This window comes from Mannheimia haemolytica (genome assembly GCF_004342115.1).
Lineage (GTDB): Bacteria > Pseudomonadota > Gammaproteobacteria > Enterobacterales > Pasteurellaceae > Mannheimia > Mannheimia haemolytica.
The window spans coordinates 43,000-54,196 of record NZ_SMAC01000019.1 but is presented as its reverse complement, the minus strand read 5'-3'; the positions used below and the strand labels follow the sequence as shown (position 1 = coordinate 54,196).

9 protein-coding genes and 1 pseudogene are annotated in these 11,197 nt (G+C 40.4%); 6 read left to right on the top strand and 4 right to left on the bottom strand.

What is annotated here, in order from left to right; all coding sequences use genetic code 11:
* The 3 genes and pseudogenes from EDC41_RS08275 to ftsH form a co-directional block, all read left to right on the top strand.
* Positions 1-77, top strand: a pseudogene (locus EDC41_RS08275) (IS1595 family transposase); the annotation flags it as partial.
* Positions 78-197: 120 nt separating this feature from the next.
* Complete coding sequence (gene rlmE, locus EDC41_RS08270; RefSeq protein ID WP_006249461.1) at positions 198-824, top strand: 23S rRNA (uridine(2552)-2'-O)-methyltransferase RlmE; 627 nt, start codon at positions 198-200, stop codon at positions 822-824.
* Positions 825-944: 120 nt separating this feature from the next.
* On the top strand, positions 945-2,888 hold the full coding sequence (gene ftsH / locus EDC41_RS08265; protein WP_006250711.1) for an ATP-dependent zinc metalloprotease FtsH: 1,944 nt from the start codon (positions 945-947) through the stop codon (positions 2,886-2,888).
* Between the two features lie 169 nt (positions 2,889-3,057).
* Here the strand turns inward: ftsH and EDC41_RS08260 are convergent, their stop codons facing one another.
* Positions 3,058-4,377: a uracil-xanthine permease family protein gene (locus tag EDC41_RS08260; protein WP_006250710.1), complete on the bottom strand. Its 1,320-nt coding sequence runs from the start codon at positions 4,375-4,377 to the stop codon at positions 3,058-3,060.
* A gap of 271 nt (positions 4,378-4,648) precedes the next feature.
* Here EDC41_RS08260 and hisC point away from each other — a divergent pair, with 271 nt between their 5' ends.
* Together hisC and aroA are read left to right on the top strand one after the other, a co-directional pair.
* Entirely contained in the window at positions 4,649-5,743 is a 1,095-nt protein-coding gene (gene hisC / locus EDC41_RS08255; RefSeq protein WP_006249457.1) for a histidinol-phosphate transaminase, read from the top strand.
* Between the two features lie 45 nt (positions 5,744-5,788).
* Entirely contained in the window at positions 5,789-7,087 is a 1,299-nt protein-coding gene (aroA, locus tag EDC41_RS08250) for a 3-phosphoshikimate 1-carboxyvinyltransferase (RefSeq protein ID WP_006250709.1), read from the top strand.
* A gap of 53 nt (positions 7,088-7,140) precedes the next feature.
* Here aroA and EDC41_RS08245 read toward each other — a convergent pair whose 3' ends face one another.
* Genes EDC41_RS08245 through EDC41_RS08235 form a run of 3 tightly spaced genes read right to left on the bottom strand, consistent with a single transcriptional unit; the run spans position 7,141 to position 9,767 of the window.
* On the bottom strand, positions 7,141-7,752 hold the full coding sequence (locus EDC41_RS08245; RefSeq protein WP_006249455.1) for a TIGR04211 family SH3 domain-containing protein: 612 nt from the start codon (positions 7,750-7,752) through the stop codon (positions 7,141-7,143).
* A 54-nt stretch (positions 7,753-7,806) separates the two neighbouring features.
* Positions 7,807-9,075 (bottom strand): inorganic phosphate transporter, encoded by a 1,269-nt coding sequence (locus tag EDC41_RS08240; protein WP_006250708.1) that lies wholly within the window; start codon positions 9,073-9,075, stop codon positions 7,807-7,809.
* An 11-nt stretch (positions 9,076-9,086) separates the two neighbouring features.
* Complete coding sequence (locus EDC41_RS08235; protein WP_006249453.1) at positions 9,087-9,767, bottom strand: TIGR00153 family protein; 681 nt, start codon at positions 9,765-9,767, stop codon at positions 9,087-9,089.
* Between the two features lie 331 nt (positions 9,768-10,098).
* Between EDC41_RS08235 and serC the strand changes: the two genes are divergently transcribed.
* Complete coding sequence (gene serC / locus EDC41_RS08230; RefSeq protein WP_006250707.1) at positions 10,099-11,181, top strand: 3-phosphoserine/phosphohydroxythreonine transaminase; 1,083 nt, start codon at positions 10,099-10,101, stop codon at positions 11,179-11,181.
* The last annotated feature ends 16 nt before the right edge of the window (positions 11,182-11,197 follow it).

Here is an 11,197-nt window from a genome sequence, read left to right as displayed (position 1 = left end):
AATGGCGTTTTAATCACAGTGACTTAAAATCTCAAATATCCTTTTTAAAACAATTGGTTAAGGGTAGTTTAGGTTAGTTATCTAGGACAGCCCCATTAATTAAGCATAATAAGCCGAGCTAAATTTTAGAACATCTCTTGAATTTGCTAATTTAACCCTTATTATAAATCGTTGAATTAATTAAGATAGAAGAACAAATGGGTAGAAAACGAAGTGCGAGTTCATCACGTTGGCTTGCAGAACATTTTAAAGATCAATTTGTGCAAAAAGCACATAAACAAAAATTGCGTTCACGGGCGTATTTTAAGTTAGATGAAATTCAACAAACCGACCGTTTATTCAAACCGGGAATGACGGTGGTGGATCTCGGTGCCGCACCGGGCGGTTGGTCGCAATATGTGGTGACGCAAATCGGCAGTAAGGGCAGAGTAATCGCTTGTGATATTTTAGATATGAACCCGATTGTAGGCGTGGATTTCTTACAAGGCGACTTCCGTGAAGAATCGGTGCTGAATGCGTTACTTGAGCGAGTAGGCGAAGACAAAGTGAATGTGGTGATGTCGGATATGGCTCCCAATTTCAGCGGTATGCCGTCGGTTGATATTCCTCGTGCAATGTATTTAGTGGAATTGGCATTGGATATGTGTCGCCAAGTATTAGCAACCAAAGGCAGTTTTGTGGTTAAGGTATTCCAAGGCGAAGGATTTGATGAATACCTTCGAGAAATCCGCTCGCTCTTTAGTGTGGTAAAAGTCAGAAAACCGGAGGCGTCTCGAGATCGGTCTCGAGAAGTTTATATTGTAGCGACAGGTTATAAAGGCTAGAAAACAAGCAAGCGGTCATTTTTTATTAACATTTTGCAAAAAAATTGGAAAATTCGACCGCTTTTATAGTAATCTTGAACAGTTTTTTATTCAGCAGATAGGGGATTAACCTTGAACGATATGGTTAAAAATATTTTACTTTGGGTGGTGATTGCCATTGTGATGATGACAGCCTATGAAGGTTTTAATTCTAATTTCAGTGGTAGCTCAAATACAGTGCCATATTCGACTTTTTTAAGCGATATTAAAGAAAATCGTTTAAAAGGGGTCGATTTCAAACAGAATGATGACACCATTTTGGTGACGAAAAATGATGGTGCAACCTACCAAACCGTAATGCCGATGTATGATGAGTACTTAATGGCAGATTTAGCAAAAACCAATGCAGTGATTACCGGTCAGCCTGCTGAGCGTCGTGGCTTGCTCTCGCAAATTTTGATTTCTTGGTTCCCAATGTTGCTGTTAATCGGTTTCTATGTGTTTTATATGCGACAAATGCAAGGTGGCGGAGGACGTGGTGCAATGGGCTTTGGGAAAAATAAAGCCAAAATGTTGACCGCAGACGAAGTTAAGACCAGATTTTCTGATGTAGCCGGCTGTGATGAAGCCAAAGAAGAAGTAGGCGAAGTTGTTGAGTTTTTGCGTGACCCAACTAAATTTCAAAAATTAGGTGGGCGCATTCCAAAAGGGATCTTGATGGTAGGCCCTCCGGGTACGGGTAAAACCTTATTGGCGAAAGCGATTGCAGGTGAAGCACGAGTGCCATTCTTTACAATGGCAGGTTCCGACTTCGTGGAAATGTTTGTAGGTGTGGGTGCTTCACGGGTGCGTGATTTATTCGACCAAGCCAAGAAAAATGCCCCTTGTATTATTTTTATTGATGAAATTGATGCGGTAGGGCGTAAACGTGGTGGTGCAGGTTTCAGCGGTGGACACGATGAGCGTGAACAAACCCTCAACCAAATGTTAGTTGAGATGGACGGCTTTGAAGGCTCTGAAGGTGTGATTATCATCGCTGCAACCAACCGTGCCGATGTGTTAGATGATGCCTTAACTCGTCCGGGGCGTTTCGACCGCCAAGTCACGGTCGATTTGCCGAACGTGAAAGGGCGTGAGCAAATTTTGAAAGTTCACTTGAAAAAAGTACCGCTTGCAGAGGGAGTTGACCCGATGCAAATTGCTCGTGGTACGCCGGGTTACTCTGGTGCTCAATTAGCAAACTTGGTGAACGAAGCTGCCTTATTTGCTGCCCGTAAGAATAAACGTGTGGTAACGATGGAAGATTTCGAAGAAGCCCGTGACAAAATCAATATGGGGCCGGAACGACGTTCAAATACAATGACGGAAAAAGAGATCATCAATACTGCTTACCACGAAGCTGGACACGTTATTGTTGGCTATTTAATGCCGGAACACGATCCGCTGAATAAAGTGACAATTGTGCCTCGTGGTCAGGCGTTAGGTTTTGCTCAATTCTTACCGGAAGGTGACCGTGTAAGCGAAACATTTACCAAATTGGAAAGCCAACTTTCCACCCTATTTGCAGGGCGAATTGCTGAGGGCTTGATTTTTGGTGAAGATAAAATTACCACAGGGGCTTCCTCTGATATTCATCGAGCAACCCAAATTGCACGAGCAATGGTTACTCAATGGGGCTTCTCAAAAGAATTAGGCCCGATTTTCTATCAAAATGAAGATGGAATGGGTGCAATTAAGGGCGTATCGGAAGAGTCGCAAAAATTGATTGATGTGGAAATGCGTAAGATCATTGACCGCAACTATCAACGAGCGAAGCAAACTTTGGAAGAAAATATGGACATCTTACACGCAATGAAAGATGCCTTATTGAAATACGAAACCTTAGACAGCAAGCAAATTGATGATTTAATGGCACGCCGTCCGGTGGGTGAACCATCAGGTTGGACAGATACCCCAACTAAAGACGATAACGCCACTCCACCAAGTGGTGAACAGGCAGCGGATGTAAGTTCAACTTTAGAGGATAATCCAAATAAAGATAATAACATTGGGGATTCGTTAGCCGATACCAAAGCGGAACATTAATCTAATTGTTTGCTAGAAAGTTAGAATAAGAAGAAATCTGTACTCTAAAGGTAAACACCAATATAGAGTGCAGATTTTTTTATTAACCTAAATTTAAATATGCTCTCTATGGGAATAAAGGACAGCATCAAAGTTGTATTGTGAGCTGTCCTTGTTTTTTTAGGGTGATTTATTCATCACTCTTATTTTCTTTCTTGGTTATTTTATCTTCAGGTAAAACTAAATTCAAAATAAGTGCTAATAAGGAGCCGACCGTAATACCTGAGCCAAAAACTTCTTTAAAGAAGTATGGAAGCTTATCCAATAGCTCAGGTCGAGTTGTTACGGCCAGCCCACAACCGATAGAGATAGCAATAATTAAACCGTTTCGTTTGCTACGTTGAATATTATCTAACATTTGGATACCGGCTGCGATAATCATGGCAAACATCATTAAGCCTGCACCGCCAAGCACAGGTAACGGGATAGACACGATTAATGCTCCAAATACAGGAAATAAACCGGCTAGTACAAGTAATGCGCCTGTAAATGCTACAACATAGCGACTGGCTACACCGGTTAATGAAATGACCCCAATATTTTGTGAGAAAGAAGAAAAGGGAGTTGTGGACATAATTGCCGCAAATGCTGAGCCTAAACCATCACATAATACACCTCCACGTAAGTGTTTTCCGGTAATTTCAGTTTTAGTTGCATTGCCTAGTGCTAAGAAATTTCCGCTAGATTCTACAATGGTAACTAAATAAGCAATTGACATTCCGATGATACCGGAGATTGGAAATTCTAAGCCAAAATGTAGAGGTTGTGGTAACGCAAAAAGTTGTGCTTCTTTCACGCCATTAAAACTTACCCAACCCAGAGCTAGCGAAACGATATAACCTATCATCATACCAATCACAATAGCAGCAGCTGAAAAAATACCTTTCCCCCATTGTACTAAAGCAACGACAATAATTAATACAAAACTAGCCATTATAAGATTTTCTGGGGTTGCATAGTGTGGATCAGTACGCTGACCACCAGCAAACCAGTCTACTGCAACAGGAATTAAACTTAGGCCAATCATCATTATGACAGTACCTGTTACCACGGGTGGAAAAAGCTTACGGATATAAGGCATAAAAAAACTGCCGATAATCATCACTAGAGAGCCAACTAAAGAGGCTCCCATAATGCCGGCAATGCCACTTTCACTGAAACCAATCGCTAATGCTGCTGCAACAAACGTAAAGCTAGTTCCCATTACACTCGGTAGTCTAATCCCGATTGGGCCAATACCTCGACATTGAATAATAGTGACGATGCCTGAAATTAAAAGTGCAGCATTAACTAAGATTATAGTATCCGCAGTAGAGAGTTTGAGTACATTCCCTAGCACTAAAGGCACAGCGATAATGCCACCTAAAGCGGCTAATAAATGTTGTGAGGCAAGCAATAAGCTCAGCCCGAAAGGCGGTTTGTCTTCGACAGAATAAAGTAAATGGTTCATAGTGATTCCTCGAGAGTTAAAAAATGTCGGCATTATACTGAAGTTTTTTTAATAAGCAATCGTTTGCGTAATTGTTTTTATATAAGAGAGTGATTTTTTATTTTCCCTAACTGATAAATGACAAGCGGTAAGATTTTTTACGCTTTTTGCAAAGCTAATCCGAATGTTTGTACCAATTTCTTTCCAGTTGTAACAAAAAATTTACTGGTAAAGGCAATCATTCTTTACTACAATCCGAACTTATATTTTATAAGAATAATCAGAGGTTATTATGCAATTTATCAACATCGCAAATGAGGGCGTGAAATCCCTTTCGCCTTACCAAGCAGGAAAGCCGATTGAGGAGCTAGAGCGTGAATTAGGGATTCAAAATATCATTAAATTAGCCTCGAACGAAAACCCGTTTGGTTTTCCTGAAAGTGCAAAAAAGGCGATTCTGAATCAGCTTGACGATTTAACCCGCTATCCGGATTCAAACGGCTTTGAATTAAAAACCACTATTGCCCAAAAATTTGGCGTACAAGCCAATCAAATCACCTTAGGCAATGGCTCAAACGATTTATTAGAGCTGTTTGCCCACACCTTCGCCGGTGAGCAAGATGAAATTATCTATTCTCAGTATGCGTTTATTGTGTATCCGTTGGTGACGAAAGCGATTAATGCCGTTGCCCGTGAAATTCTGGCTAAAAATTGGGGACACAATTTAGATGCCTTTTTGGCTGCAATTACCGAAAAAACTAAATTAATTTTTATTGCCAACCCGAATAATCCGACCGGTAATTTTTTAACCCAAGCGGAAATTGAGGGCTTTTTAGCTAAAGTGCCGGCAAATGTAATCGTGGTGCTGGACGAAGCTTATACCGAGTTTACTGCGCCTCAAGAACGGGTGGATTCGTTTGGCTTATTGGCAAAATACCCGAATTTAATTGTGTCACGTTCACTCTCTAAGGCTTACGGCTTAGCCGGGCTTCGGATTGGTTATGCGGTTTCAAACCCTGAAATTGCGGATTTATTAAATCGTGTTCGCCAGCCGTTTAACTGCAATAGTCTTGCCTTAGCTTCAGCGATTGCGGTAATGAATGATGATGAATTTGTCAAAAAAGTGGCAGAAAATAACCGCTTGGAAATGGCTCGCTATGAGGCTTTCTGCCAAGCAAACGGCTTGGAATATATCCCTTCTAAGGGCAATTTTATTACTATTGATTTCAAACGTCCTGCCGCTCCGATTTATGAGGCATTACTGCGTGAAGGCGTGATTGTTCGCTCGATAGCAGGTTATGGAATGCCGAATCATTTACGCATTAGTATCGGTTTACCGCAAGAAAACGAGAGATTTTTTACTGCCTTATTGAAAGTGTTAGCTTAACAAGCGGTTACCTTTTATGAAAATTTTACAAATTTAAAGAGAAAAATGGAAAAACTAACTTTAACCCCGATTTCCCGAGTAGAAGGCGAGATCAATTTACCTGGTTCTAAAAGCCTGTCTAACCGAGCCTTATTATTAGCCGCCTTAGCCACCGGTACGACTCAAGTGACCAATTTATTAGATAGTGATGATATTCGACATATGCTCAATGCCTTAAAAGCGTTAGGCGTGAAATATGAGCTATCGGACGATAAAACCGTCTGTGTAGTTGAAGGGATTGGTGGAGCTTTTAAGGTTCAAAACGGCTTATCACTGTTTCTCGGCAATGCAGGCACGGCAATGCGACCACTTGCAGCAGCATTGTGTTTAAAAGGGGCGGAAACAGCTCAAATCATTCTTACCGGTGAGCCAAGAATGAAAGAACGCCCGATTAAACATTTAGTCGATGCTTTACGCCAAGTAGGGGCAGAGGTACAGTATTTAGAAAATGAAGGCTATCCGCCGTTAGCAATTAGCAATAGCGGTTTGCAAGGTGGAAAAGTGCAAATTGACGGCTCGATTTCCAGCCAATTTCTAACCGCATTGCTGATGTCTGCCCCATTAGCGGAAAGCGATATGGAAATTGAGATTATCGGTGATCTGGTATCAAAACCTTATATTGATATTACCCTTTCGATGATGAACGATTTTGGTATTACGGTTGAAAATCGAGATTACAAAACCTTTTTAGTTAAAGGTAAACAAGGCTATGTTGCTCCACAAGGTAATTATTTGGTGGAGGGAGATGCCTCTTCTGCCTCTTATTTCTTAGCCTCCGGTGCGATTAAAGGCAAGGTAAAAGTAACGGGCATTGGTAAAAAATCGATCCAAGGCGACCGCTTGTTTGCCGATGTGTTGGAAAAAATGGGGGCAAAAATCACTTGGGGAGAGGATTTTATTCAAGCCGAGCAATCCCCGCTAAAAGGCGTAGATATGGATATGAATCATATTCCTGATGCGGCAATGACGATTGCAACAACCGCTTTATTTGCCGAAGGAGAAACAGTTATCCGCAATATTTATAACTGGCGGGTAAAAGAAACCGACCGCTTGACAGCAATGGCAACCGAATTGCGTAAAGTCGGGGCAGAGGTAGAAGAAGGGGAAGATTTTATTCGGATTCAACCGCTTGCGTTAGAAAACTTCCAGCACGCTGAAATTGAAACCTATAACGATCACCGTATGGCAATGTGTTTTTCATTAATTGCGTTATCGAATACAGAAGTGACGATCTTAGATCCAAATTGTACCGCTAAAACGTTCCCGACTTACTTTAGGGAGTTGGAAAAATTATCGGTCAGATAAAAGTAAAAAAGGATTCAGAAAACTGAATCCTTTTTACGTTTTATTGTGGCAGACTAAGCCCAACCGCTGTTGTTACGTCTGCGGCGAGGGATCAGGAAAGGCACGAGTAACCCAAGTAGTAAACCTGCGCCTAACACAGCACCACCATAGATGAACCACTGAATCACGATTTCACGTTTCTCGGAATCGTGCATTGTTTCTAAATCACGATTTTTGTTTTTCAGGATTTCCAGTTCACGTTTTAGTTGTGCATTTTCCTCAACCAAATCACTGCTTTTCTGCACTGAATCTTGCGTTCTACGTTGCATTTCTGCGGTACGTTGTTGCCATTCGGTATCGATTTTGCTCAGGCGATTGGTTAAATCTTGAACCTGTTGTTTTAATTGAGGAATCAGCTCTTTTGGACTAGCAGTATCGCTTAAGTCTGAATTAAGTACCCAACCTTCACGGTTACGACTATCTCGAATCAGACTGTAGCGCTCTTTACGATCTAATACTGTGACTTTTTCACCTGCTTGAATAGCGCCTGAAATGCGGAATTGATCACCAGCACCTTTGCGCATAAATGTACTCAGATTTTCAGTAATGTAAGTGTCTGCCGTTAAAGCAGGGCTAGATAGGCCGAGTAAAAAACAAGACAGAAGAGCTGATGATAATTTCTTCATATATATTCCTCTAAAGCTAGGAAGAATACAGTTGCCTGTATTCTTTTTGAAAAATTAATAGAAAATAGCGCTTAAAATATAATAGATAATAATTGAAAGCACAGCACCTACAGGCAAGGTAATTACCCATGATATAACAATATTACGAATAACGCCTAAGTTAAGTGCAGCAATACCACGGGCGAATCCCACACCTAATACTGCTCCTACAAGCGTTTGGGTTGTTGATATTGGTAAACCAGTACCTGATGCAATGACAACCGTGACGGCGCAGGCAAATTGAGCAGCAAAGCCACGGCTTGGAGTAAGGTCGGTAATACCAGTACCTACTGTAGCCATTACATTCTTGCCCATAATAGCTAAACCAATCATCATACCTAAGGCGCCTAGTGGGAGAATCCAAGGGGCTAAAGTCGTTTTACCTTCAATCATTCCACCACTTCTTACAATAGATTCAACAGCAGCTAGAGGCCCAATAGCATTAGCAACATCATTAGAGCCATGAGCAAAAGCCATAGCACAGGCCGTAATAAGCATTAAAATACTAAAAATTTTCTCAACGCCAGCGAAGCCTTTCCCTTCTGCACGAGCTTTCATTGCAAAGCTTTTACTGCGGAAATAAAAATATCCAATGATAAAAGCAAGTAAGGCAAGCGCGAATGAAATTCCCAATGTTTCAGCTGTATCTAGATGTAATCCTACGTGCTTTAAGCCTTTTGACACGGTTACAAGAACTAAAATAAAAATAGTAATTCCCATGTACATCGGGCCATACTTTTTCGCTTGTTTGAATGGGTTTGAGCGGTTAAAGATCAGTTTTTGTGAGTTAATAAAGATCAAATATGCTACGATCCCCGCAAGAATAGGGGTCACAAACCAACTCCCAACAATTCCACCTAATGCATCCCATTGAATTGCATCTGAACCAATAGTGATTAATGCAAAACCAATAACGGCACCAATGATTGTGTGAGTTGCTGAAACCGGCCAACCCATTTTAGTTGCAATAATTAGCCACATTCCGGCAGCACAGAGAGATGCCATCATTCCAAGTACCAGGATATCAGGGCTATTGGCGAATTGTGCCGGATCAATAATGCCACTTTTAATTGTATCTGAGACTTCACCGCCTGCCAGATAAGCACCAGCAAATTCAAATACCATAGCAATTAAAATAGCTTGTTTAATCGTAATTGTTCCAGAGCCGACGGATGTTCCCATGGCATTTGAAACATCATTAGCACCAATACCGAAAGCCATCATAAACCCTACAATAGCAGTAATAATCACCAGTATTGAGCCATATTGATTGAGTAATTCCATTTAATTTTCTCCTATGACTTCGCCAGCATAAGTTCAATACGAGAACCAATTCGCTGGGCTTGGTCAGCTAGAACGCTGATTCTTTCAATACATTTGTATAAAAACATCACATCAATAGGGTTCAGGTTTTTTTCTAACTCAAGAAGTGTATGACGTAATGTAATTTGATATTGGTCGGTATCATCTTCAATTTGGTCAAGTTCAAGAATCATTTTATTGACGAAATCAAGCTCTCGCCCTCTAAAACCAGTTTCTAATAACTGATCCATTTCATCCAAAACTTTGCGTACCTGACGGCTAGCATCAATACTACGAGAAAGGAATTTTTTGAAAAGTGGTTGCATTTCGGTAGGAATGATTAATTTACGACCAATAATGCGACCGGAAATATCTCTTGAATAGTTTGCTAACTTATCTAATTGTGTGACTAGTTCTAATAAATCACCGCGTTCAACTGGCATAAATAAACCACGAGGCAGTTTTAAGCGGATTTCACGTTTAAGGGCATCTGCGCGGCGTTCTAAATCAACAATTTTACCGCGCACTTCAGCTGCTTTTTCCCAATCATGTTCAAAAGTCGCTTCAAAAAAAGATTCTAATAACTCGCTACATTCAGTCACTTTATTTGAGTGTTTTTGTAACGGTTTAAGTGGGGACTGGGCGAATAAACCTAAAATGTTATTCAATGCCATAAAATATCTCCATAGTGATAATATTGACAATGACTTCTTACTGTAAAGTCCGGCGTATTTTACTTGATGTATTAGTAAAGATCACGAAATTAAATTATGTTTTTAAGACAAGCGGTTTGTTTTAATAATTTTTTTGCAAAAAATGGAAGAAATTTATGCTTGTTTTTTTATATCGCTTATTCCTTATTTGGGTGATGTTACGAAAGAGTATTATGCTTTTAAAAAGAGTATTTTATGCAAGTTTGCTAAAATAATTTTTCTGTTTTTATTCTACCATTACGCTTTTTTTCAGATAGAATAGAATCAATATTATTACTATACGAGGTGAAAAATGACAGAGATATATAACTTCAGTGCCGGCCCGGCAATGATGCCGAAAAAAGTACTCGAAAAAGCGCAACAAGAATTATTAAATTGGCTAGACCAAGGCACATCAGTGATGGAAGTCAGCCACCGTGGAAAGCTATTTATGGAGCTGGCGGCACAATCTGAAGCAGATTTACGCAAGCTGTATAATGTGCCGGACAATTATCGTATTCTATTTCTTCAAGGTGGTGCAAGGGGGCAATTTGCAGCCATTCCAATGAATTTAATCGGTAAAAAAGGCAAAGCGCTTTACCTTAATTCAGGGCATTGGTCGGCAACAGCAGCAAAAGAAGCACGTAACTTTGCGGAAATTGATGAAATCAATATTTTAGAGACTGAACCGCAACTTAAAGTGAGTCGTTTAGATTTCAGCGATATTGCAGAGCAATATGATTATGTCCATTATTGCACCAATGAAACCATCAGTGGGGTAGAAATTTTCGATATTCCGAATGTCGGAAATACCCCGTTAGTGGCAGATATGTCGTCTAATATCTTAGCCCGAGGGATTGATATCAACAAATTTGGAGTAATTTATGCCGGAGCGCAAAAAAATCTAGGGCCTGCTGGCATTACGATTGTGATTATTCGTGATGATTTAATTGGCAATGCACGCAAAGATACCCCATCTATTTGGAATTATGCAACTCAGCGAGATGCTGATTCGATGATTAATACCCCGCCAACTTTTGCTTGGTATTTATGTTCTTTAGTGTTCCAACATTTACTGGCAGAGGGTGGACTTAAAGCTACTGAAGAACGTAATCTTGCTAAAGCTATGTTGCTTTATGAATATTTGGATAGCTCTAAATTCTATTACAATACGGTAGCACACGAAAATCGTTCCTTGATGAATGTGACTTTTACCACTGGTAATGATGAGCTAAATGCAAAATTTGTGGCAGAAGCGACCGCTTGTGGTTTACAGGCATTGAAAGGCCATAAAGTATTAGGTGGAATGCGTGCCTCAATTTATAACGCAATGCCGATTGATGGGGTGAAAGCACTCATTGAATTTATGAAGGCATTTGAACAATGTAATGCTTAATTCAAGCTTAAACATA

Bases quoted from the DNA above. Each gene is read 5' to 3' on its own strand.
- EDC41_RS08235 (WP_006249453.1), bottom strand. From the start codon at position 9,767: ATGGCATTGAATAACATTTTAGGTTTATTCGCCCAGTCCCCACTTAAA.
- serC (WP_006250707.1), top strand. From the start codon at position 10,099: ATGACAGAGATATATAACTTCAGTGCCGGCCCGGCAATGATGCCGAAA.
- hisC (WP_006249457.1), top strand. From the start codon at position 4,649: ATGCAATTTATCAACATCGCAAATGAGGGCGTGAAATCCCTTTCGCCT.
- ftsH (WP_006250711.1), top strand. From the start codon at position 945: ATGGTTAAAAATATTTTACTTTGGGTGGTGATTGCCATTGTGATGATG.
- EDC41_RS08260 (WP_006250710.1), bottom strand. From the start codon at position 4,377: ATGAACCATTTACTTTATTCTGTCGAAGACAAACCGCCTTTCGGGCTG.
- EDC41_RS08240 (WP_006250708.1), bottom strand. From the start codon at position 9,075: ATGGAATTACTCAATCAATATGGCTCAATACTGGTGATTATTACTGCT.
- rlmE (WP_006249461.1), top strand. From the start codon at position 198: ATGGGTAGAAAACGAAGTGCGAGTTCATCACGTTGGCTTGCAGAACAT.
- EDC41_RS08245 (WP_006249455.1), bottom strand. From the start codon at position 7,752: ATGAAGAAATTATCATCAGCTCTTCTGTCTTGTTTTTTACTCGGCCTA.
- aroA (WP_006250709.1), top strand. From the start codon at position 5,789: ATGGAAAAACTAACTTTAACCCCGATTTCCCGAGTAGAAGGCGAGATC.